Annotated in this window: 18 protein-coding genes; 4 read left to right on the forward strand and 14 right to left on the reverse strand. The window is 65.9% G+C overall.

Going from position 1 to position 21,663, the window contains the following annotated elements; genetic code table 11:
- Positions 1-228: 228 nt before the first annotated feature.
- The 7 genes from ypfH to mutL form a co-directional block, all read right to left on the reverse strand.
- Positions 229-891 (reverse strand): esterase, encoded by a 663-nt coding sequence (gene ypfH / locus AAG813_RS17910; protein ID WP_341917235.1) that lies wholly within the window; start codon positions 889-891, stop codon positions 229-231.
- A gap of 80 nt (positions 892-971) precedes the next feature.
- Positions 972-1,619 carry an ABC transporter ATP-binding protein gene (locus tag AAG813_RS17915; protein WP_341917236.1) on the reverse strand — a complete coding sequence of 216 codons (648 nt, stop codon included), beginning with the start codon at positions 1,617-1,619 and terminating at the stop codon, positions 972-974.
- Positions 1,616-2,563 (reverse strand): tRNA (adenosine(37)-N6)-dimethylallyltransferase MiaA, encoded by a 948-nt coding sequence (miaA, locus tag AAG813_RS17920; protein ID WP_341917238.1) that lies wholly within the window; start codon positions 2,561-2,563, stop codon positions 1,616-1,618. The genes AAG813_RS17915 and miaA overlap by 4 nt, the downstream gene beginning before the upstream one ends.
- On the reverse strand, positions 2,560-3,831 hold the full coding sequence (locus AAG813_RS17925) for a multidrug effflux MFS transporter (protein ID WP_341917241.1): 1,272 nt from the start codon (positions 3,829-3,831) through the stop codon (positions 2,560-2,562). The genes miaA and AAG813_RS17925 overlap by 4 nt, the downstream gene beginning before the upstream one ends.
- Before the next feature lie 68 nt (positions 3,832-3,899).
- On the reverse strand, positions 3,900-4,745 hold the full coding sequence (locus AAG813_RS17930; protein ID WP_341917242.1) for an alpha/beta fold hydrolase: 846 nt from the start codon (positions 4,743-4,745) through the stop codon (positions 3,900-3,902).
- 260 nt (positions 4,746-5,005) lie between these two features.
- Entirely contained in the window at positions 5,006-6,349 is a 1,344-nt protein-coding gene (gene gdhA / locus AAG813_RS17935; RefSeq protein ID WP_341917243.1) for an NADP-specific glutamate dehydrogenase, read from the reverse strand.
- A gap of 119 nt (positions 6,350-6,468) precedes the next feature.
- Positions 6,469-8,352, reverse strand: coding sequence for a DNA mismatch repair endonuclease MutL (gene mutL / locus AAG813_RS17940; RefSeq protein ID WP_341917244.1), 1,884 nt, complete (start codon positions 8,350-8,352; stop codon positions 6,469-6,471).
- A 672-nt stretch (positions 8,353-9,024) separates the two neighbouring features.
- On the opposite strand from mutL, the gene AAG813_RS17945 reads away from it, so the two are divergent.
- From AAG813_RS17945 to AAG813_RS17955, 3 genes are all read left to right on the forward strand, one after another.
- Positions 9,025-12,270: an efflux RND transporter permease subunit gene (locus AAG813_RS17945; protein ID WP_341917247.1), complete on the forward strand. Its 3,246-nt coding sequence runs from the start codon at positions 9,025-9,027 to the stop codon at positions 12,268-12,270.
- An 8-nt stretch (positions 12,271-12,278) separates the two neighbouring features.
- Entirely contained in the window at positions 12,279-13,718 is a 1,440-nt protein-coding gene (locus tag AAG813_RS17950) for an efflux transporter outer membrane subunit (protein WP_341917248.1), read from the forward strand.
- Between the two features lie 190 nt (positions 13,719-13,908).
- Positions 13,909-14,052 (forward strand): DUF3149 domain-containing protein, encoded by a 144-nt coding sequence (locus AAG813_RS17955; RefSeq protein ID WP_341917250.1) that lies wholly within the window; start codon positions 13,909-13,911, stop codon positions 14,050-14,052.
- 37 nt (positions 14,053-14,089) lie between these two features.
- Here the strand turns inward: AAG813_RS17955 and AAG813_RS17960 are convergent, their stop codons facing one another.
- The 7 genes from AAG813_RS17960 to AAG813_RS17990 all read right to left on the reverse strand — a co-directional run bounded on the left by AAG813_RS17960 (position 14,090) and on the right by AAG813_RS17990 (position 21,064).
- A complete protein-coding gene (locus AAG813_RS17960) occupies positions 14,090-14,722 on the reverse strand; it encodes a YitT family protein (protein WP_341917251.1) in 633 nt (210 codons plus the stop codon).
- Entirely contained in the window at positions 14,719-15,225 is a 507-nt protein-coding gene (locus AAG813_RS17965) for a hemerythrin domain-containing protein (protein ID WP_341917252.1), read from the reverse strand. The genes AAG813_RS17960 and AAG813_RS17965 overlap by 4 nt, the downstream gene beginning before the upstream one ends.
- A gap of 191 nt (positions 15,226-15,416) precedes the next feature.
- Complete coding sequence (locus AAG813_RS17970) at positions 15,417-15,974, reverse strand: MOSC domain-containing protein (RefSeq protein ID WP_341917253.1); 558 nt, start codon at positions 15,972-15,974, stop codon at positions 15,417-15,419.
- A 4-nt stretch (positions 15,975-15,978) separates the two neighbouring features.
- Positions 15,979-17,313, reverse strand: a complete 1,335-nt coding sequence (gene glmM, locus AAG813_RS17975) for a phosphoglucosamine mutase (protein ID WP_341917254.1) — start codon at positions 17,311-17,313, stop codon at positions 15,979-15,981.
- A 51-nt stretch (positions 17,314-17,364) separates the two neighbouring features.
- Positions 17,365-18,258 (reverse strand): dihydropteroate synthase, encoded by an 894-nt coding sequence (gene folP, locus AAG813_RS17980; protein ID WP_341917256.1) that lies wholly within the window; start codon positions 18,256-18,258, stop codon positions 17,365-17,367.
- Between the two features lie 63 nt (positions 18,259-18,321).
- The gene (gene ftsH / locus AAG813_RS17985; RefSeq protein ID WP_341917258.1) at positions 18,322-20,244 is read right to left on the reverse strand and encodes an ATP-dependent zinc metalloprotease FtsH; all 1,923 of its coding nucleotides are present in this window, start codon (positions 20,242-20,244) and stop codon (positions 18,322-18,324) included.
- Positions 20,245-20,377: 133 nt separating this feature from the next.
- Positions 20,378-21,064, reverse strand: a complete 687-nt coding sequence (locus AAG813_RS17990) for an RlmE family RNA methyltransferase (protein WP_341917259.1) — start codon at positions 21,062-21,064, stop codon at positions 20,378-20,380.
- 88 nt (positions 21,065-21,152) lie between these two features.
- Here AAG813_RS17990 and AAG813_RS17995 point away from each other — a divergent pair, with 88 nt between their 5' ends.
- Positions 21,153-21,629, forward strand: a complete 477-nt coding sequence (locus tag AAG813_RS17995; protein WP_293595209.1) for a YhbY family RNA-binding protein — start codon at positions 21,153-21,155, stop codon at positions 21,627-21,629.
- The last annotated feature ends 34 nt before the right edge of the window (positions 21,630-21,663 follow it).

Below are 21,663 nucleotides of genomic sequence, written 5' to 3' on the forward strand. Positions count from 1 at the left end.
GTGAGGACCCCGGGTCAGTGTGTCGGGCTGACTCGTCTGGGGACGTCCTCATCCGTCCCGGTGTAGCACACCGGAACTCGGATCGATCAATCGACCCCCCCAGCTCCGTACCCCGCCGGCTCCGCTGAACGAAACCCGCAAGATACGTTTTCAATATAGGGTTCGGCGCGCCACCTGTCTTTGAGAAATCTCAAATCAGCCGAAAAAAACGGGGTCAGCAGGCCCCGGTCAGGCCGAGCGCCAGAAACGCAGCGGCACGCAGGTCTGCAACCGGTGCACGGCTTGCTCCATCAGTGCCGGGTGCAGCTCGTGGCCGATGCTCGAAGCGATGTCGCAGGTGGCATCGGCGCCCAGCGCCATCAGTTCGGCATAGCCCTGCTGGGCCAGGCGGGCCGGCACCACGGCGTCGAGCTGGCCATGCAGCAAATGAATGGTCGTGAGCGCAGGGGCCTTGTCGGGCCAGGCCGCGTAAGGACCCGAAAAGGCCAGCACCCGGCCGACCAGCCCGTCGTGCTGGTCGCAAAGCGCCAGCGCCATGGTGGCGCCCTGCGAAAAGCCGGCCAGCGCCGTATCGGACTGCAGGATGCCGAAGCGCTCCTGCTGCTCGCGGATGAAGCGGGCCAGCGCGGGCACGGCCTGGGCCACCCGTTCGGCCCGGTTGGCGTCGGTCAGCTCGAAGGCCGGAAACCAGTGGCGCTCGGTCTTGCCGAGGTGGATGGTTTCGACGCCTTCCGGCATCACGATGGCGGCCTCGGCAAAAGACTCGCCGAGCAGGGTGGCGAGGTCCAGCATGTCCACCGCCGAACCGCCGGCGCCATGCAGCAGCACAAACAGCTGGCGCGGCGGGGTGGCGGGCAGGAGTTCCAGGGTTTCGAGCGGGGCGGCGTTCATGGAGCGGGCGTGTGGTTGTTCATGCGCAGGTGGGGCCGGGTGCGGGATTGACAAGCTGCCGTCGGCAGGGCCGCGCCCTGTCAGCCGGTGATGCCTTCGCTGCTCAGGTGCAGCACGCGGTCGGCGCGCGCGGCGGCGGTTTCCGAGTGGGTGACCAGCACCAGCGCGGCGCCGTGGCCACGGGTTTGCGCCACCAGCGCGTCCATGACCCGGGCGGCGGTGGTGGGATCGAGGTTGCCGGTCGGCTCGTCGGCCAGCAACAGGCGGGGGCGGTGGATCAGCGCGCGTGCGATCGCCACCCGCTGCAACTGCCCGCCCGACAGCTGCTGCGGCAGGCGCTCGCCCAGGCCCTCCAGGCCGACGGCGGCGAGCATGGCCTGCACCCGTGCATCGTCGTGCTGGCCGAGCAGCAACAGGGGCAGGGCGACGTTTTGCGCCACGTCCAGGTGCGGCAACACGTGAAAGGCCTGGAACACAAAGCCGACCTTCTCGCGGCGCAGCAGGGCGCGCTGGTCGTCACTGAGTGCGCCTAGGTCCACGCCATCGAGCGACACCGAACCCGCGTCCCAGCTGTCCAGTCCGGCCATGCAGTTGAGCAGCGTCGATTTGCCGACGCCCGACTCGCCGACGATGGCGACAAACTCGCCGGGTGCGACCTGCAGCGAGACGTGGCTGAACACGGCAACGTCTCCGTAGTGTTTGCCGAGGTTCTGGACGATGAGGCTCATAAGGCTTGGTTCACCAGAGCCTGCACCCGCTGCACCGCGTCTGCTGCGTCACAGGCGACCACCTGCCGCTCGGGCATGGAGCGCAGCCAGGTGATCTGGCGTTTGGCGAGCTGACGCGTGGCGGCAATGCCCCGCTCGCGCAGTTCGCTCAGGGGAAAGGCGCCGTCCAGGGCTTCCCAGGCCTGGCGGTAACCGACACAGCGCATGGAGGGCAGGTCGGGGTGCAGGTCGCCGCGCGCGCGCAGCGCCCGCACCTCGTCGAGAAAACCAGCCGCGAGCATGGCGTCAAAGCGCTGGGCGATGCGGTCGTGCAGCCAGGCGCGGTCTTGCGGTTCAAGGGAAATCAGGGTTCCAGCCCTGATGGGACGTGCGTCACCAGCTACTTTTTCGATAGCATTTTTTTTCTGGAAAGATGACAGCGGCAACCCGGTCAGGCGGAACACCTCGAGCGCGCGCGAGATGCGCTGCGAGTCATTGGGCGCCAGCCGCGCGGCGGTCACCGCATCCACCGTGGCCAGCTCGGCGTGCAGCGCGGGCCAGCCTTTCTCGCCGGCTTCGGCCAGCAGGGCGGCGCGAATCGCCGGGTCGGCCTTGGGCATGTCGTCGAGGCCGTCGAACAGGGCCTTGAAATACAGCATGGTGCCGCCCACCAGCAGCGGCAGCTTGCCGCGCGCGCTGATCTCGCCAATCAGCCGCGTGGCGTCGGTCACAAACTCGGCGGCGCTGTAAGCCTGCAACGGGTCACGGATGTTGATCAGATGGTGCGGCACAGCGGCGAGTTCGGCCGGTGTCGGCTTGGCCGTGCCGATGTCCATGCCGCGGTAAACCAGTGCGGAATCGACGCTGATGATCTCCACCGGATGGCGCTCGGCAATGGCAAAAGCCGCGGCGGTTTTCCCCGACGCCGTCGGCCCCGCCAGTCCGATCCAGCGCGACGTGGTCATGAACGCGCGGGCGCAGCCAGCGCCACCGGCTCGCCATGGCGCTGCACCAGCGTCCAGGAGATCAACGCGATGCAGATACTCCAGAACAACACGCCGTAGGCCAGCGGGTACACCGTGCCGTCGAGGTGGCTGCCGAGCCAGCCGCCCATGGCAAAGGCCGCCAGCATCATCAGAAAGCCGTTGAGCGCCGAGGCCGCACCCGCCGCGCCCGGAAACGGTCCGACGGCGCCGCTCTGGCTGCAGGGCTGGTGCACGCCGTGCGCAAAGATGAAGAGGTAGTAAGGCAGCAGCAGGGCCCAGACGTTGTGGACGCCGGCCCAGGCCAGTGCGCTGATCAGCAGGCCGCCGCTGAGGGTGAGGCCGCCGGCCATGGCCACCGAACGGCGCACGCCGAAGCGCGGCAGCAGGCGCCGGCACCAGAAGGTGCCCAGCACATACACGAAGGACATCGAAAACATGACCAGGCCGTACTGGGTCTTGGACAGGCCCAGCACCTTGATGAACACAAAGGACGACGCGGCGAGAAAGGTGAACAGCCCGCCGTAAGAAGCAGTGGACAGCGCCGAGAAAGCGACAAAGGTCGGGTTGCGCACAATCGTCCACCAGGTACGCACCAGCGTGGCCGGCTCCAGCGCGCGCGGGTTCTTGCGGACGATGCTTTCCTTGAAACGCAGGGCAATCATGGCAAGCGCCGCTGCACCGAACACGGCCAGCGCCAGCAGCGCCACGCGCCAGTTGAACACGTCGGACAGCAGGCCGCCCAGCGGCGCGCTCAGGCAGGCGATCACGCCGAGTCCGCTCAGGCCCCGGGACATGGCGCGTGCACCGGCCAGCGGCGTGTAGAGGTCGCGCACGATGGCGCGCGCGCACATGACCGCCGCGCCCATGGCCGCGCCTTGCACGATGCGCCAGGTGATCAGCAGTGCCATCGACGGCGCGAGGGCGGCGCCTATGGCCGCCAGCACGTAGGCGCCCAGGCCGCACAGCAGGATGGGCCGACGTCCGAAGCGGTCCGACAGCGGACCCCAGAAAAGCTGCGACACGCCGAAGGCCAGCAGCAGCCCGGTGAGCGTGAGCTGGGCCTGCGTCATGGGTGCGGCGAAACCCTCGGTGAGCGCCGGCAGCGCCGGCAGGTAGAGGTCGGTGGTGATGGGCTGGATGCCCAGCAGCAGGGACAACACCAGCACAATCAGCGCGGGCGACATGGCTGGCGATTCGGCGGCTGCCGCGGGGGCAGCGGAGGCGGGAGCAGGGGGCGTGGCGGACATTGATCTGAGCGTAGCAGATAGCCGCACGCCGGTTGGCTGCATGGGGTGGCCGCCGCGCCGGCGCCGGCCTATTTCAGGCTGAACAGCTGCGCCAGCGCCTGGCGGTACTGCGCCTGGCCGACGGAGTTGGTGTTGTGGTGCGAGCCGCCCTCGACCAGCATGAACAGCTTGGGTTGCGCGGCGGCCTCGAACAGCTTGCGCCCGAGGTCGGGGGCGATCAGCCGGTCTTCACCGCCGTGCACCACCAGCAGCGGCGAGCCGATCTTGCCGACCTTGCGGGCGGCCTCGAAGCGCTGGGTGATCAGCAGCGACACCGGCACCCAACCCCATTTGGAGGTGCTGACCACGTCGGCAATGGAGGTAAAGGTGCCTTCGACAATCGTGCCGCTTTCGTCGTTGACCTCGGTGGCGAGGTGGATGGCGATCGGGCCGCCCAGCGAGTGGCCAAAGACATAACGGGGTCGGTCCGGGTATTTCCTGGCGAGCCAGTCCCAGGCGGCGCGGGCATCCTCATAGGCGGACTCTTCCGAGGGCAGGGCCGCGGTGCTTTTGCCAAAGCCGCGGTAGTCCACGCCCAGCACTGAAAAACCGAGCTCCTGCATGCGGCGCATGCGCGGCGCCGAGCCGGTCACGTTGTAACGCGCGCCGTGCAGGTAGAGAAGGATGGGCCCTGCGGGCTGGTCGGAAGGCAGCCACAGCCCGTGCAGGGTGGCCTGCTCGTCACCCGTGGCTTTGGCCTTGAAACCGATCCAGACGTCGTCCATGCCTTCGGCAGCGGCCAGGCCACCGCTCCAGCTGCGGTCGCTGGGCTGGAAGATCCAGGCGCGCTGCCGCTCGTCGAGCGTGCTGCAGCCGGCGAGAACGGCAAAACCAAGGGAGAGGGCGGTGGCGGCGAGCAGGGTCCAGCGTTTCATAAGCATGACTGAGTGGGCCGGAAGGCAAAAAGTTCGCGTTACCAGGAATTTTCCCCGGCAAACAGGTTTCCGGCCATGTCTGGCGTGTGAAGTTGCGGCAAAGCCGCCAGCAACTGCGGGGTCAGTCCCTGCGTCATCGCTTCATCAAACCGTCACCTGCATGCGGGTGAACGGCGTGTTCAGCGACTTCCCGGACACGGCGGTGAAGGCGCGGGTGCGCTGCGCGCCCACCGGCCTGCGGGGCCGGTGAGAGGCGAGGTTCAGACCACGCCCTGCGCCAGCATCGCGTCGGCCACCTTGACGAAGCCGGCCACGTTGGCGCCGTCCACATAACTGATGCGGCCGTCGGCGCGCCGTCCATATTGAAGGCAGGCCTCGTGAATGCCCTGCATGATCTGCAGCAGCCGCGCATCGACCTCTTCGCGCGGCCAGGACAGGCGGGCCGCGTTCTGGCTCATTTCGAGGCCGGAGGTGGCGACCCCACCGGCATTGCTGGCCTTGCCCGGGGCGTAGAGCACGCCGGCCGCCTCAAAGGCCTTGGCAGCCTCCATGGTGGTGGGCATGTTGGCGCCCTCGGCCACGCAGACCACGCCATTTTTGATCAGGGTGGCGGCATCGCCGGCGTCGAGTTCGTTCTGTGTGGCGCAGGGCAGGGCCACGTCCACCGGCACATGCCAGGGACGCACACCAGCCTGGAAGGTCGCACCCACACGTTTGGCGTACTCGTCCACGCGGCCATACAGGTGGTTCTTGACCTCCATCAGCACGGCGAGTTTTTCGGGGGTGAAACCTTCCTCATCGATCACGGTGCCGCTGGAATCGGACACGGAGACCACTTTGGCGCCCAGCGCCATGGCTTTTTCCACGCTGTACTGGGCGACATTGCCCGAGCCCGACACGCTGACGCGCAGGCCATCGAAGGAGCGGCCGGCGGTCTTGAGCATTTCCTGCGCGAAGTAGACCGTGCCGTAGCCGGTGGCTTCGGGCCGGATCAGCGAGCCGCCGAAGGCCAGGCCCTTGCCGGTGAACACGCAGTCGGCGCGGTTGGTGAGCTTTTTGTACATGCCGGCCATGAAGCCGACTTCGCGCCCGCCCACGCCAATGTCGCCGGCCGGCACGTCGGTGTCCGCGCCGAGGTGGCGGTACAGCTCGCTGATGAAGGCCTGGCAAAAACGCATGACTTCAGCCTGACTTTTGCCCTTGGGGTCGAAATCAGAGCCGCCCTTGCCGCCGCCCATGGGCAGCGTGGTCAGCGCGTTTTTCAGCGTCTGCTCGAACGCCAGGAATTTCAGCACCGAGAGGTTGACCGAGGGATGGAAGCGCAAGCCGCCCTTGTAAGGGCCGATAGCCATGCTGTGCTGGATGCGAAAGCCGCGATTGACCTGGACGGTGCCATGGTCGTCCATCCAGGACACGCGAAAGATCAGGATGCGCTCCGGCTCCACCAGCCGTTCCAGCAGGCTCAGGGTGGCGTATCGGGGGTGTTGCTCGATGTAGGGCCACAGGCTTTCCATGACTTCCGTGACGGCCTGAAGGTATTCGGTCTGGCCGGGATTGCGTTGCGCGACATGGTCAAGAAAGCTGTGAACGTTTGCATGCTTCATTAAAAATCCTGTTTTTGGTGCGTTTATTAATGCCAATTGTGCATTTTGCAATAAACAATAGTACATAACGGTGCATTGATGCACCGCTATGGATCTTGCGCACCTTAATGGGTTGTTGCTCAGCGCCCGCGCAGGAACAGGTTGTCGAGTTCCCTGACCGTGATCTGCCGCCAGGTTGGGCGGCCGTGGTTGCACTGGTCGGAGCGTTCGGTGGCTTCCATCTGGCGCAGCAGGCCGTTCATCTCGTCGATGGTGAGTTTGCGGTTGGCGCGCACCGCGCCGTGGCAGGCCATGGTCGAGAGCAGCTCGTTTTGCGCGCGCTGGATCACCGTGCTGGCGTCGTGTTGCGCCAGCTCGGCCAGCACGCTGCGCGCCAGTTCCACCGCGTCGCCCTGGGCCAGGCTGGTCGGCACCGCACGTACCGCCAACGTGCGCGGCGAAAAGGGCGTGATTTCCAGGCCCAGTGCTTTCAGGGTGTCGACATGCGCCTCGGAGGCGGCGACTTCCTGCGGCGTGGCGGCAAAGGTGGCCGGAATCAGCAGCGGCTGGCTGGTGATGCTGGCGCTGTCGAGCTGGCTTTTCAGCCGCTCGTACACGATGCGTTCGTGGGCCGCGTGCATGTCCACAATCACCAGGCCCTGGATGTTTTCGGCCAGGATGTAGATGCCCTGCAGCTGGGCGACGGCGCGGCCCAGCGGCCAGTCGCCGGGCGGCAGGTCGGTGTTGTCCGGGCCTGCATCAGGCCCTTCGAGAGGCTCAGGGCGAACGGTGGAAAGGCCGGCGGTGGGCGAAGGCCACATCGCCTCAAAGTCCGAGACACGCGGGTCCTGGCGGTAAGCCTGATGCGCTCCGAAATTGATAGCTGGTTGCGCCCATTGGGAAAGGGCTGGAGGATGATTTGATTCAAAATGGGGTGATACCGTGCCGCTGGCCGCGGCCAACGCCGCCGCAGCCGCCCTCGGCGCCGCCAGGGCGTTTTCGACCGCGTGCCGCACCGCCTGGTGCACTTCGCGGCTGTCCCGAAAACGTACCTCGATCTTGGTCGGGTGCACATTGACGTCCACCCGTGTCGGGTCCATGGTGACGTAGAGCGCATAGACCGGCTGGCGGTGGCCGTGCAACACGTCTTCGTAGGCGCTGCGCGCGGCGTGGGTCATCACCTTGTCGCGCACATAACGGCCGTTGACGTAGGCAAACTGCTGGTCGGCCCGCGAACGCGCGGCGTCCGGAATGCCGGCGCGGCCGGTCACGCGCAGTACACCGACGCTGTAGTCCACCGCCACGCTCTGGTCCAGCAGTTCGCTGCCCAGCACATCGGCCAGGCGCTGGTCGTGCGCGGCCTCGCCGCTGCAGGCGCGCCACTGTTCGACGAGTTTGCCCTCGTGCCAGATTGCAAAACCCACATCGGGCCGCACCAGCGCGTGGCGGCGCACGGCTTCAATGCAGTGCGCCAGCTCGGTCGCGTCGGTTTTCAGGAATTTGCGGCGCGCCGGCGTGGCATAAAACAGCTCCCGCACCTCCACCGTCGTGCCGCGCGCGCGCGCGGCCGGTGTCAGTTCGCCGGAACGGCCGTCGAGCTGCCAGGCATGTGCCGCTTCGCCGCGGGCCGAGGCTTCGGAACTGCGCGACAGCAGGCTCATGTCGGCGATCGAATTGATGGCAGCCAGCGCCTCGCCGCGAAAACCCATGGTGCCCACGGATTCGAGGTCCTGCAGCGAAGCGATCTTGCTGGTGGCGTGGCGACGCAGCGCAATCGCCAGTTCCTCGCGCGGAATGCCCAGGCCGTCGTCCTCGACCGAAATCAGCCGCACGCCGCCGGCCAGCAGCCGCACCGTGACCTGCGTGGCACCGGCGTCCAGCGCGTTGTCGACCAGTTCACGCACCACCGACGCCGGGCGTTCCACCACCTCGCCGGCAGCAATCTGGCTGACGAGCTCGTCGGGCAGTTCGCGGATGGGGCGGCGTGGGGCTGGCAGGGGGGAGAGGGGGGTGGCAGGGGTCACCTTGTGATTCTAGAGGGAAGTGTTTTTTTGCGGGCTTATGTGGTGGATTCTGATCATCTGGTTTGCCCACAGGCCGGGTCTCGCCCCGGCGGGCGAGGCACTTTTCTTTGCTTCGCCAAAGAAAAGTACCCAAAAGAAAGGCGACCCGACAGTCTGGGTCCCTCCGCTTCGCTGCGGGCAACCTGCGGTGCTTGGCAAAAGCGGGGTCTCGCTCGAACTCGCCTTCGGCTCAGACAATCGCGAGCCCTGATCCGCTTTTGCCTGCGCTCCTCGGCCCAGCCTAACGGGTGGGGGAATGAATTCGGGTTCAGGTGCGGGTGCAGGGAGGCGAGGACGCGCTTTGCGCGTCCTCGCCTCCCTGCACCCGCACCCGCACCCGAATTTATTCCCCCACCCGTTAGGCTGGGCCGAGGAGCGCAGGCAAAAGCGGATCAGGGCTCGCGATTGTCTGAGCCGAAGGCGAGTTCGAGCGAGACCCCGCATTTGCCGAGCACCGCAGGTTGCCCGTAGCGAAGCGGAGGGACCCAGACTGTCGGGTCGCCTTTCTTTTGGGTACTTTTCTTTGGCGACGCAAAGAAAAGTGCCTCGCCCGCCGGGGCGAGACCCGGCTTGCAGGCAGTCCGCAGACCTTCGAGTCGAAGATGATTCCAGGCCCTCGGCGAGGAGGAGAAAGTGAACCTCTCCGAGCCCTTCGTCCGCCGCCCGGTAGCCACAGTCCTCCTGACCATCGGCCTAGCCCTGGCCGGCATAGGCGCGTTTTTCGTGCTGCCGGTCTCGCCACTGCCGCAGGTTGATTTCCCGACCATCTCGGTCAGTGCCTCGCTGCCCGGCGCCAGCCCGTCCACCATGGCCAGCAGTGTCGCAACGCCGCTGGAGCGGCGGCTGGGCACGATAGCCGGAGTCAACGAAATGACGTCCAGCAGCGGCACGGGCTCGACGCGCATCAGCCTGCAGTTCGACCTGAACCGCAAGATCGACGCCGCGGCGCGCGAGGTGCAGGCCGCCATCAACGCCTCGCGCGTGGACCTGCCCGCCACGCTGCGCAGCAACCCGACCTACCGCAAGGCGAACCCGGCCGCGGCGCCCGTCATCATCCTGGCGCTGACCTCCAAAACCCGCGCACCCGGCCAGATCTACGACGAAGTCTCCAACCTCGTGCAGCAGAAAATTGCGCAGGTGCCGGGCGTCGGCGACGTCGAGCTGGGCGGCGGCTCGTTGCCGGCGGTGCGGGTGGACCTGCTGCCGTTTGCGCTGAACCGCTACGGCGTCAGCATGGAAGACGTGCGCGCCGCGCTGCAGGCGTCCAATGCCAACCGGCCCAAGGGCGCGATTGAAGGCAACGGCCAGCGCCTGCAGATCTATTCGGGCGCCAGCACGGCCAGCGGCGGGCGCAAGGCGGCCGACTACCGCGACCTGGTGGTGGCCTGGCGTAACAACGCGGCGATCCGCCTGCGCGACGTCGCCGAGGTGGTGGACGGGGTGGAGAACATCAACACCCTGGGCCTGTTCAATGGCGAACCGGCGGTGATCGTGCTGGTCACGCGCCAGCCCGATGCCAACGTGATTGCCACGGTGGACGGCGTGCGCGCCCTGCTGCCCGAGCTGCAGGCGCAATTGCCGCAAGACGTGGTGCTGCAGGTCGCCTCGGACAGCACCAACTCGATCCGCTCCTCGCTCAAGGAGATCGAGATCACGCTGCTGATCTCGATCGCGCTGGTGGTGCTGGTGGTCAGCGCCTTTTTGCGCAGTGCGCGCGCCACCATCATTCCCGCCGTGGCCACCGTGGTCTCGCTGCTGGGCACCTTCGGCGTGATGTATTTTCTGGGCTTCAGCCTGAACAACCTGAGCCTGATGGCGCTCACCGTGGCCACCGGCTTCGTGGTGGACGACGCCATCGTGGTGCTGGAAAACACCAGCCGCCACATCGAGGCCGGCATGGACCGCTTCAAGGCCGCGCTGCTGGGCGCGCGCGAGGTCGGCTTCACCGTGCTGTCCATCAGCCTGTCGCTGGTGGCGGTGTTCATTCCCCTGCTGTTCATGGGCGGGCAAACCGGCCGGCTGTTCCGCGAGTTTGCGGTCACGCTGTCGGCGGCGGTGCTGATCTCGCTGGTGATCTCGCTGACCACCACCCCGATGATGTGCGCCTGGCTGCTCAAGCCCGATGCCCACACCAAGCCGCCGGGGCGGATGGCACGCTGGTTCGAGGCCGCGTTCAGGCGCCTGCACCGCGGTTACGAGATCAGCCTCGACTGGGCGCTGGCCAGCCGCGTGATCGTGATGCTGAGCCTGCTGGCGGTGATTGCGCTCAACGTCTACCTGTTCGTGGCCATCCCCAAGGGCTACTTTCCGCAGCAGGACACCGGGCAGATCAGCGGCGGCCTGCGCGCGGATCGCAGCATCTCCTTCCAGGCCATGCAGACCAAGCTCAAGGCCATCGTGGACATCATCCGGGCCGACCCGGCGGTCGATACCGTGGTCGGTTTTACCGGCGGCTCGCGCGCCGGCGGCGGCTTCATGTTCATCAACCTCAAGCCGGTGAGCCAGCGCACGGACAAGGGCCAGGCGGTGATCGCACGGCTGCGTCCGCAACTGGCGCAGGTCACCGGCATCAGCATCTTCCTGAATCCGGTGCAGGACCTGCGCGGCGGCGGGCGGGCCAGCAACTCCACCTACCAGTACACCCTCAAGAGCGACAACGCCGCCGACCTGAAGGTCTGGGCGACACGCCTTGCCGAGCAGATGAAGCTGCAGACTGCGCTGACCGACGTGGACACCGACCAGCAGGAAAACGGCGTGGAGACCATGGTCACCGTGGACAAGGACAGCGCGGCGCGGCTGGGCGTCAGTTCGCGCGATGTGGACAACGCGCTGTACAACGGCTTCGGCCAGCGCCAAGTCGCCACGATTTATGCCGACCTGAACCAGTACAAGGTCATCATGGGTGTGGCGCCGCGTTACATCCAGAGCCCGGAATCACTGAAGGACATCTATGTTCCCGCACGCGGCGGCAGCGGCACAACCCTGGCCGCGGCCACCCCGGCCACCAGCACCAGCGTCGCCAACCCGGCGCTGCGCGACCCGTCCTCGGGCCAGGCGCTGAGCGCAGCGGTGACCACCATGGTGCCGCTGTCAGCCATTGCGAGCTTCAGCGAAAACCCGACGGCCGCATCGATCAGCCACGAAGACGGCGAGCTGTCGACCACGGTGTCCTTCAATCTGGCCGAAGGCATTCCGCTCAGCGAGGCCCAGGACGCCGTCAAACAGGCCGAGGCCGAAATCCGCCTGCCCATCAACGTGCGCGGCAGTTTTTCGGGCACGGCGCTCAGTGCCCAGAAGTCGCAGAACGAGCAGCCCCTGCTGATCCTGGCGGCGCTGATCGTGATCTACATCGTGCTGGGCATCCTGTACGAAAGCCTGGTGCACCCGATCACGGTGCTGTCCACCCTGCCCTCGGCCGGCGTGGGGGCGGTACTCGCGCTGATGCTGTTCAAGATGGAGTTTTCCATCATCGCGCTGATCGGGGTTTTTCTGCTGATCGGCATCGTCAAGAAAAATGCCATCCTGATCATCGATTTCGCGATCGAGGCCGAGCGCTCGCGCGGCCTGTCAGCAGTCGATGCGGTGCGCGAGGCCTGCCTGCTGCGCTTCCGACCCATCCTGATGACCACGCTGGCCGCCATCCTGGGCGCGCTGCCGCTGGCCATCGGTTTTGGCGAAGGTGCCGAGCTGCGCCGGCCGCTGGGCATCTCCATCATCGGCGGCCTGATCGCCAGCCAGCTGCTCACGCTGCTGACCACGCCGGTGGTCTACATCCTGCTCGACAAGCTGCGCCGCCGCAGCCCGTCCGAGCGCCACCTGAGCCGTCATCCCGATGATGCCAGCGCGCCACCACCCGGTGCTGCGCTGCAACTGTTATGAGGCCCGCCATGCGATCCAGATTCACTCTTTACCCCATTGCCGCGGCGCTTGCCGTGCTGCTCGGCGGCTGTGCCGTCGGCCCCACCTACCAGCGGCCGCTCACGCCTGAGGTCAGCAGCTACAGGGAAGCCGAAGGCTGGGTGCCCGCCGCACCGGCCGATGCGCTGGAACGCGGCCCCTGGTGGTCGCTGTTCGGTGACCCGGTGCTCGACCAGTTGGCCGCGCGGGTGGAGGTGTCCAACCAGAACGTCGCGGCCGCCGTCGCCGCCTACGCGCAGGCCCGTGCACTGGTACGCGAGCAGCGCGCGTCCATTTTTCCGGCGGTCACGCTGGGCAGCGGCGCCACCCGCTCCGGCAGCGACAGCAGCAACAGTAGCGGTAGCACTGGCACGACAAACACCTCCGGCGGGCGCACCGGCAACAATTACCAGCTCAGCATAGGCGGCAGCTGGGAGCCCGACGTCTGGGGCCGGCTCGGCCGTGCGGTCGATGGTGCCAGCGCGGGCGCCCAGGCCAGCGCGGCCGACCTGGCCTCGGCCAAGCTGTCGGCGCAAGGCGAACTGGCCATCAACTACTTTTCGCTGCGCCAGCTGGACGCGCAGAAGGGCCTGCTCGAGGACACCCTCGCGGGTTACCGGCGCGCACTGGAAATTGCGCAGAACCGCTACAACGCTGGCATTGTCGGAAAAACCGATGTGTTGCAGGCGCAAACCCAGCTCGCCAACGCCCAGGCTGACGATGCCGGCCTGCTGCGCCAGCGCGCGCAGCTCGAGCATGCGATTGCGGTGCTGGTCGGCGAAGCCCCGGGCAATTTCTCGCTCGCCCGTGCGGCGTGGAAACCTTCCGTGCCCGAGGTTCCGGTGGGTGTGCCATCGACGCTGCTGCAGCGCCGGCCCGACATCGCCGCGGCCGAACGCCGCGTGGCGGCCGCCAACGAGCAGATCGGCATTGCCAAAAGCGCCTATTACCCCAAGCTGTCCCTGAGTGCCTCCTATGGCCTGGGCGCCAGCCGCGTGGCGGACCTGTTCAGCGCGTCCAGCATGGCCTGGTCGCTGGGCCTGTCGGCCGCGCAGGTGCTGTTCAATGCCGGGGCCACCGGCGCCCGCGTGGAAGGCAGCGAGGCGGCCCATGCACAAACCGTGGCGCGTTACCGGCAAACCGTGCTGGCAGCCTTCCAGGATGTGGAGGACCAGCTGGCCGCCACCCGCGTGCTGCTCACCCAGCAGGAGCTGCGCCGCCAGGCCTCCGCATCGGCCGACCAGGTCGAGCAACAGGTGCTCAACCGCTACCGCAGCGGCCAGGTCGGCTACACCGAAGTCATCGCGGCGCAGGCCACCGCCCTGAGCGCGCGCCGCGCGCTGGTGCAGGCCATGGCGGACCGCCAGACCACGGCGGTGGCGCTGATCCAGTCGCTCGGTGGTGGCTGGCAGGCGGAGCCGTCGCCCTGAGCGATCCGGCCATGCTTCGTTTTCAGGAGCACCCAGCGCACATATTCATTGGGCTACAGGCCTGAATCTTGTAAATTTCAACACGGGTCCCCAGCCTGGAGGACGGCTTCGGGCACACATTGTTGACTTGCGTCAGTATGTGTTTCAGGCCGACAGGCCATAGTGGCAGCACTACCAAGGAGCGACCACCATGAAACTGTTGACTGACCTGTTTTCCACCGACTACGGCATCATGACCGTGATCGGCATCACCTTCATGATTGGCATGGGCGTGTTTTTCTTCATGCTGTTCATGGGCAAGATGGATGAGGATGCCAAACGCGCCGGCAAATAGGCCCCCCCAACCGAGCTTCGGCCCTGAAGAAAAACCTCTACATCGCCATGTAGCGGCCGGGCCGGTGGTTGATGGCCAAGGCCAGGTTCAGCACCACGGCGCCCAGTACCGACAGCGCCACCCGTTGCCAGTCGGTCACCCACAGCGCACCCAGCACGATCAGGCCGTCCATGACCATCTGCACCTTGCCGGCGCGCCAGCCCAGGCGATCCTGCAGATAAAGCACCACGATGTTCAGCCCGCCCAGGCTGGCGCCATGGCGGAACACGATGAGCATGCCCGCGCCGCAGAGCAGGCCACCCAGCACCGCCGCCAGTGCGGGTGACAGGTAGCCGAAGGCCAGCCCCTGCGGCAGAACCCAGGTGAACAGCGACAGCAGGCCCACGGCCGCAAAGGTCTTGAGGGTGAAGGCCAGCCCCATGCGCCGCCAGGCAAAAACATAAAAGGGCAGGTTCACCACAAAAAACGCGAGGCTGAAACTCAGGCCGGTCGCGTAGTGGATCAGGAAAGCGATGCCGGCCGTGCCGCCCGTGAGCAGGCCGGCATGACCGAACATGACCACACCCAGCGCCACAAACAGCGTGCCGGTGGTCAGGGCCTGCACATCCTCATGCAGGCGGTGGTGCGGCACGCCCATGGCGCCGGCCGCAGCGGCAGGCGCCGTGCTCATGCCGCCTGCGCGGTGGCTGCGGGCGCGTGGGTGTCGGTGCAGCTGGCGCCGCCGCAACCGTGAATGACGTCCCGGGGCAAGGCCGCGGGCATGGCCACCGCGCCGGTGACCGGGTCGTACCCGATGCCGCGCAGGTGCAGGGCCAGCGCAGCATCCATGGTCTGGGCGTGCTGGGGAAACCAGAGCGCAAGTTCACGCGCCATGTCGCGCAGCATTGTGAGGTTGCCGGCTTCGCCGCCGGTCAGGCCTTCACGCATGACCTGCAGAACAACCTTGTGCTGCACGCTGTGGCAGTTGGACGATGAAAACCGCGTGTCCTGCATCCAGCGGTCTTCACGGCTGAAATGTTCATCGGTGTGGTCCACCAGCACACGCCAGTGGGCCAGCAGCGCGTGGTCGGCGGCGTTTTCCACCTGCGCCAGCAGATCGACAAATTCCCGATGGGTGTCATCCATCGCGGGCAGGTCGAGTGCAAGCGCGTCAGACCATTCAAGATTCGGCATGTTCATGGCTCCGGCAGGGTAATGCGCCAGCTTACGCAAATCCCCTGCGGAAAAACTTGATCCAGGTCATGAATTCATGCGCTGGACACCCTCCATTGCTGCGCCTGCAGACGAGGCGCTTTACTACGCTTTTTATAGCTGCCGATAACCGTGGTTATTGGGCTGACGGCCAGTTTGATCATGAATTTTGGTTAAACCGGCGCCAGTGGCCGATGCGGCGGTGGCGGCAGCGCGATGCGGATGGCATCACCCGCGCGGACCTCTCCGCCGGCCAGCACCACACCCATCACCCCGGCCTTGCGTATGAGTTGGCCGGCGCCGTCACGGTCCAGCACGGCAGCCATCAAGCCCTGCTGAAAGCGGTCAATCTGGCTGCAGGGGTTGCGCAGCCCGGTGATTTCCACCAACGCCTCGCGGCCCAGATGAAGCAGCGTTCCCGCCGGCAAGGCAAGCAGGTCCACACCGCGCGTGGTGAGGTTTTCGCCGAGGTCGCCGGGGCACACGGTAAAACCAACGGCCCTCAGTTCCTCGAACAGTTCGGCGTGAAGCAAATGCACCTGCCGCAAATTGGGCTGGCTCGGGTCACGCGCGACGCGCGAGCGGTGCTGCACGGTCACACCCGCATGGGCATCACCTTCCACACCCAAGCCAGCCAGGAGTTGGACGGCGGCTTCTGGAAACTTGCTGAAATCGTGGCTGCGGCTGCGGTGAACTGCAAGCACCGTGGCCATACCGGCAGCAGCCGCCATTATTTCAGCTGGCCCTGACCGTGTCCGCCACCCGCTCGGCACAGGCCAGGGCTTGCGCGGCATCGCGCGCCTCCACCATGACGCGCAGCAGTGGCTCGGTGCCGCTGGCACGGATCAGCAGCCGGCCGCTGTCACCAAGCTCGGCTTCGACGCTGCGGCTCATGTCGGCCAGGGCCGCGCTGCTTTTCCAGTCCTGCCCGGGCTGCAAGCGCACGTTGATCAGGGTCTGGGGAAACAGCGTGACGTCGGTCAGCAGTTGCGCCAGGCTTTTGCCGCTGCGCACACAGGCCTGCAAGACCTGCAGCGCGCTGATCAGGCCGTCGCCGGTGCTGTGCTTGTCCAGCGCCAGCAGGTGGCCGGAGCCTTCGCCGCCGAGCAACCAGCCGTGTTTTTCCAGTTCTTCCAGCACGTAGCGGTCACCGACCTTGGCGCGCACAAACTCGACGCCCCGGGCCTTCAGCGCCACTTCGACGGCCATGTTGGTCATCAGGGTGCCGACCGCGCCTGGCACTTTTTCGCCGCGCGCCAGGCGTTCGGCCACCATCAGGTAGAGCACTTCGTCGCCATTGAAAAGGCGGCCCTGGGCGTCCACCAGCTGCAGCCGGTCGGCGTCGCCGTCCAGCGCCACGCCGTAATCCGCCCCATAAGCCTTGACGGCCTTCATCAGGGCCTCGGGGTGGGTCGCGCCAACCTCGTGGTTGATGTTCATTCCGTCGGGCGAACATCCGATGGCAATCACCTCGGCCCCCAGTTCATGAAAAACTTCCGGTGCAATATGGTAGGCCGCACCGTGCGCCGCATCCACGACGATCTTCATGCCCTTGAGCGTCAGGTCATGGGCGAAAGTGCTTTTGCAGAACTCGATGTAGCGGCCGGCAGCGTCGTCGAGCCGGCGCGTCTTGCCGAGGTTGGGCGAGTCCGCCCACACCGGAGCCTGCTCCACCACGGCTTCGACTTCCTGCTCCCAGTCGTCCGGCAGCTTGGCGCCCTGGGCGCTGAAAAACTTGATGCCGTTATCGGGAAAGGCGTTGTGGCTGGCACTGATGACCACGCCCAGGCTGGCACGCTGCGTGCGCGTGAGGTAGGCCACGCCCGGCGTCGGCAAGGGCCCGAGCAGCACCACATCGACCCCGGCGGAATTGAAGCCCGACTCCAGCGCACTCTCGAGCATGTAGCCGGAAATGCGGGTGTCCTTGCCAATCAGCACGGTGGGCCGGGCCTCGGTCTTTTTCAGCACGCGGCCGACCGCATGCGCCAGGCGCAGCACAAAATCGGGAGTGATGGGCGCCTGGCCCACGGTGCCGCGAATGCCATCGGTGCCGAAGTATTTTCTGCTCATTGCTGTTTGTCTCTGGTTGTGATGGCATCGATTTCAATGCCAGCGGAAATTCTAAGGTGCGCCGACCTGCCCGCTTGTAGGCTCCGGCGCCGTGGCAGCCAGCCAAACCTTCAGGGCCTGCACGGTTTCGCGTACATCGTGCACACGCACCACCCGGGCGCCGCGGTCCACGGCCAGCACGGCGGCGGTGACGCTGGGCACCATGCGGTCGATGATGTCGAGCTGGGCCACCTGGGCCAGCGAGCTGCTACTCACAGCGGCCAGCGAGGACTTGCGCGACCAGCCGGCCAGCAACGGATAACCGGCCGCCAGCAGCTCGCGCTGGCGCGCCAGCAAGGCGAAATTCTGCGCCACCGTCTTGCCGAAACCGATACCCGGGTCCAGCACGATGCGCCCGGCAGCGACGCCCAGCGCGCGCAGCTCAGTCGCAGCCTGCTGCAGAAAAGCCAGCACCTGCGGCACCACGTCGCCGTCCATGGGCGCGGCCTGCATGGTCTGCGGCTCACGGTGCATGTGCATCAGGCACACGCCACACGCGGGATGCGCAGCCACGACGGCGGCTGCGCCGGGCTGGCGCAGCGCCCAGATGTCGTTGATGATGTCAGCCCCCAGGTCCAGCACGGCGGCCATCACTTCCGGCTTGTAGGTGTCCACCGACACCGGCACGCCCAGGGTCACCGCATGGCGCACGACTGGCAGCACACGAGCCAGCTCTTCGTCGAGCGGCACAGGCGGCGCGCCGGGACGGGTGGACTCTCCGCCGATGTCCAGCATGTCGGCGCCGTCCTTGACCAGCTGCTCGCAATGCGCAAACGCGGCGGGCTGTGCACCGCCCGCCGAGAAGTATTTGCCGCCGTCCGAGAACGAATCCGGCGTGACGTTGACGATGCCCATCACGCGGGGCTGGTCAAGGTTGATGTGAAAGCGCGAGGTTTGCCAGATCATGGGGTCTTGTCGAGCCAAAGAAAAACCGGGGACGTGCCCCGGTTGTCATGTGGATGGCGGCGCTCAAGCCACCGTGGGTGCCGGGTCGGTCGTGACCGCCGGTGTGCCACCGCTGGGACCGCCGCTGCCGCCCACCGACGGGTTGCGCGGTGTCCAGTCTTTCGGAGGACGCGGCTCCTTGCCGGCCATGATGTCGTCGAGCTGCTCGACGTCGATGGTTTCCCACTCCAGCAGGGCCTTGGCCATCGCGTGAATCTTGTCCTGGTTGTCCTCGATCAGCTTGCGTGCCTGGGCGTACTGCTGGTCGATGATGCGGCGCACCTCGTCGTCGACCTTTTTCAGGGTCGATTCGCTCATGTTGTTGGTCTTGGTGACCGAACGTCCGAGGAACACTTCGCCCTCGTTCTCGGCGTAGACCATGGGGCCCAGCGCCTCGCTCATGCCGTAACGCGTGACCATGTCCCTGGCCAGCGCCGTGGCGCGTTCGAAGTCGTTGCTGGCGCCGGTCGTCATCTGGTTCATGAAGACTTCTTCGGCGATACGCCCGCCGAACAACATGCTGATCTGGCTGAGCATGTACTCGCGATCGTAGCTGTAGCGGTCCTGGGCCGGCAGGCTCATGGTGACGCCCAGCGCGCGGCCACGCGGAATGATGGTGACCTTGTGCACCGGGTCGCACTTGGGCAGCATCTTGCCAAGCAAGGCGTGGCCGGACTCGTGGTAGGCCGTGTTGCGGCGCTCCGACTCGGGCATGACCATGCTCTTGCGCTCGGGGCCCATCAGGATCTTGTCCTTGGCTTTTTCGAAGTCCTGCATTTCGACGGTGCGCGCATTGCGGCGTGCGGCCATCAGGGCGGCTTCGTTGCAGAGGTTGGCCAGGTCGGCGCCGGACATGCCGGGAGTGCCGCGGGCGATCACGCTGGCGTTGACGTCCTGGCCGAGCGGGACCTTGCGCATGTGCACATTGAGGATCTGCTCGCGGCCACGGATGTCGGGCAGCGTCACATAGACCTGGCGGTCAAAACGGCCGGGACGCAGCAAGGCGGCATCCAGGATGTCGGGGCGGTTGGTCGCAGCCACCACAATCACGCCGACATTGGTCTCAAAGCCGTCCATCTCGACCAGCATCTGGTTCAGGGTCTGTTCACGCTCGTCGTTGCCACCGCCCAGGCCTGCGCCACGCTGGCGGCCCACGGCGTCGATCTCGTCGATGAAGATGATGCAGGGTGCGTTTTTCTTGGCGTTGTCGAACATGTCGCGCACACGGGCCGCGCCCACACCGACAAACATCTCGACGAAGTCAGAACCGGAAATCGAGAAGAACGGGACCTTGGCTTCGCCGGCAATGCCTTTGGCGAGCAGGGTCTTGCCGGTGCCCGGAGGGCCGACCAGCAACAGGCCGCGCGGAATGCGTCCGCCCAGCTTCTGGAATTTCTGCGGGTCTTTCAGAAAGTCGACGACTTCCTTGACCTCTTCCTTGGCCTCGTCGCAGCCCGCCACGTCGGCAAAGGTCACGGTGTTGGTGGACTCGTCGAGCATGCGGGCCTTGGATTTGCCGAAGCTGAACGCCCCGCCCTTGCCGCCGCCCTGCATTTGCCGCATGAAATAGATCCAGACGCCGATCAGCAGCAGCATCGGACCCCAGCTGACCAGCAGGGTCATCAGGAGCGAACCTTCCTCACGCGGCTTGACGTCGAACTTGACGTCATTGGCGATCAGGTCGCCGACCAGACCGCGGTCCAGGTAGGTGGCCGTGGTGCGGATGCGGCGGTCATCGGTCGTGACGGCCGAGATCTCCGTGCCGCCCTGACCTTCCGCGATGGTCGCGGACTTGATGCGTTTGCCCTTGACCTCGTCAAGGAACTCCGAATAGCCAAGGTAATTCGTACCGGCGCCACCGCGTGTATCAAATTGCTTGAAAACGGTGAACAGCACCATGGCGATCACCAGCCAGATTGCAATTTTTGAAAACCACTGATTGTTCAAGGATGTCTCCGATAGAGGAACACAAGGCACATGCGCCTGATTTTAGGCGTTTCAAGGGCAAAAGCCTCATAACAAGGCCGGGACATCCCTTGGTTTGAAGCGGGATTGCGGTATTTATTGCGTTTCAGCAAGCTCAGGCCGTCTGAAGCGGCTTGTTTTTCAGACCCATGCCAACCAGAAAGGTTTCCGACGACTCCGAGCGCGAGGCCTTGGGCTTGATCGGCTTGACCACCTTGAAGGTCTCCTTGAACAGCTTGACCAGCGGGCTGTAGGCCCCGCCATGGAACAGCTTGACGACCAGCGCACCCTCGGGTTTGAGGTGTTGCACGGAAAAATCCACCGCCAGCTCCACCAAGTGGGCGATGCGGGCGGCGTCGGCTGATTCAATGCCCGACAGATTCGGCGCCATGTCGGAAATCACCACATCCACCTTGGTAAAGCCTTTGTCGGCGGCCAAAGTCTGCTCCAGAATCTGTAGCACCTCCGGCTCCCGGAAGTCCCCCTGGATGAACACCACCCCCTCGACCGGATCCATCGGCAGGATGTCCAGCGCGATGATGCGCCCGTTGAGTTCCCCGGCCGCCGCGCCCGATGGCGAGAGCTTGCGGCGCGCATACTGGCTCCAGGCGCCGGGCACGCTGCCCAGGTCCACCACACAGTAGCCGGGCTTGATCAGGCCCAGCATGTCATCGATTTCCTTGAGCTTGTAGGCCGCCCGGGCCCGGTAACCCTCTCTTTTGGCCAGCTTGACGTAGGTATCGTTGACGTGGTCATTCAGCCACGCTTTGTTGACCTTTTTGCTTTGGGTTTTTACTTTCATGGCCGTATTGTCCTCTTACCGCCTTCCGGCGCCGCGGTTTCCCCAACGATAAATCAGCGGCAGCGGCGGCTTCTAGGATAATCGGGGCATGGCTCAAATACTACTTACCCCTGCCCAGCGCAAAGACCACCGCGCCGATGCGCACCACCTGGACCCCGTCGTGATGGTCGGCTCGGACGGCCTGACAGCCGCTGTCAAAAGGGAAATCGACCTGGCCCTGAAGGCCCACGGACTGATCAAGGTCCGTGTGCAGTCGGACGACCGCCCCGCGCGCGAAGCCATGTTCCAGGCCCTGGCCGACGAACTCGGCGCGGCCCCCATCCAGCACATCGGCAAGCTGCTGGTGCTGTGGCGCCCGATGCCCGAAAAGGAAAAAAAGGTCAACGAGGACCGCATGCCGGGCCCGCGCGACGTCAAGGTGCTGAAGAACAGCGCGCGTTACGGCCAGCGCCCCGAAGTCAAGACCCTGCGCGTGCTGGGCAACCAGCGCCTGACGCCGGGCGGCACCGTCAAACGTGCCAAGCCGAAAAAGCAGCAAAGCGCCAAAAAACGCGCCCAGGGCTAATAGGCTGAGCAGGCGGCGGCGTGAGCTGTCGGCC

The organism is Polaromonas sp. YR568, assembly GCF_943371715.1.
In the GTDB taxonomy this organism is placed as follows: Bacteria; Pseudomonadota; Gammaproteobacteria; order Burkholderiales; family Burkholderiaceae_C; genus Polaromonas.

Excerpts from the sequence above, each read along its gene's own strand:
- glmM (WP_341917254.1), bottom strand. The coding sequence starts at position 17,313 with ATGAGCAGAAAATACTTCGGCACCGATGGCATTCGCGGCACCGTGGGC.
- AAG813_RS17965 (WP_341917252.1), bottom strand. The coding sequence starts at position 15,225 with ATGCCGAATCTTGAATGGTCTGACGCGCTTGCACTCGACCTGCCCGCG.
- AAG813_RS17950 (WP_341917248.1), top strand. The coding sequence starts at position 12,279 with ATGCGATCCAGATTCACTCTTTACCCCATTGCCGCGGCGCTTGCCGTG.
- AAG813_RS17955 (WP_341917250.1), top strand. The coding sequence starts at position 13,909 with ATGAAACTGTTGACTGACCTGTTTTCCACCGACTACGGCATCATGACC.
- AAG813_RS17960 (WP_341917251.1), bottom strand. The coding sequence starts at position 14,722 with ATGAGCACGGCGCCTGCCGCTGCGGCCGGCGCCATGGGCGTGCCGCAC.
- miaA (WP_341917238.1), bottom strand. The coding sequence starts at position 2,563 with ATGACCACGTCGCGCTGGATCGGACTGGCGGGGCCGACGGCGTCGGGG.
- AAG813_RS17915 (WP_341917236.1), bottom strand. The coding sequence starts at position 1,619 with ATGAGCCTCATCGTCCAGAACCTCGGCAAACACTACGGAGACGTTGCC.
- ypfH (WP_341917235.1), bottom strand. The coding sequence starts at position 891 with ATGAACGCCGCCCCGCTCGAAACCCTGGAACTCCTGCCCGCCACCCCG.
- AAG813_RS17930 (WP_341917242.1), bottom strand. The coding sequence starts at position 4,745 with ATGAAACGCTGGACCCTGCTCGCCGCCACCGCCCTCTCCCTTGGTTTT.
- AAG813_RS17925 (WP_341917241.1), bottom strand. The coding sequence starts at position 3,831 with ATGTCCGCCACGCCCCCTGCTCCCGCCTCCGCTGCCCCCGCGGCAGCC.
- gdhA (WP_341917243.1), bottom strand. The coding sequence starts at position 6,349 with ATGAAGCATGCAAACGTTCACAGCTTTCTTGACCATGTCGCGCAACGC.
- AAG813_RS17990 (WP_341917259.1), bottom strand. The coding sequence starts at position 21,064 with ATGAAAGTAAAAACCCAAAGCAAAAAGGTCAACAAAGCGTGGCTGAAT.
- AAG813_RS17995 (WP_293595209.1), top strand. The coding sequence starts at position 21,153 with ATGGCTCAAATACTACTTACCCCTGCCCAGCGCAAAGACCACCGCGCC.
- folP (WP_341917256.1), bottom strand. The coding sequence starts at position 18,258 with ATGATCTGGCAAACCTCGCGCTTTCACATCAACCTTGACCAGCCCCGC.
- AAG813_RS17970 (WP_341917253.1), bottom strand. The coding sequence starts at position 15,974 with ATGGCGGCTGCTGCCGGTATGGCCACGGTGCTTGCAGTTCACCGCAGC.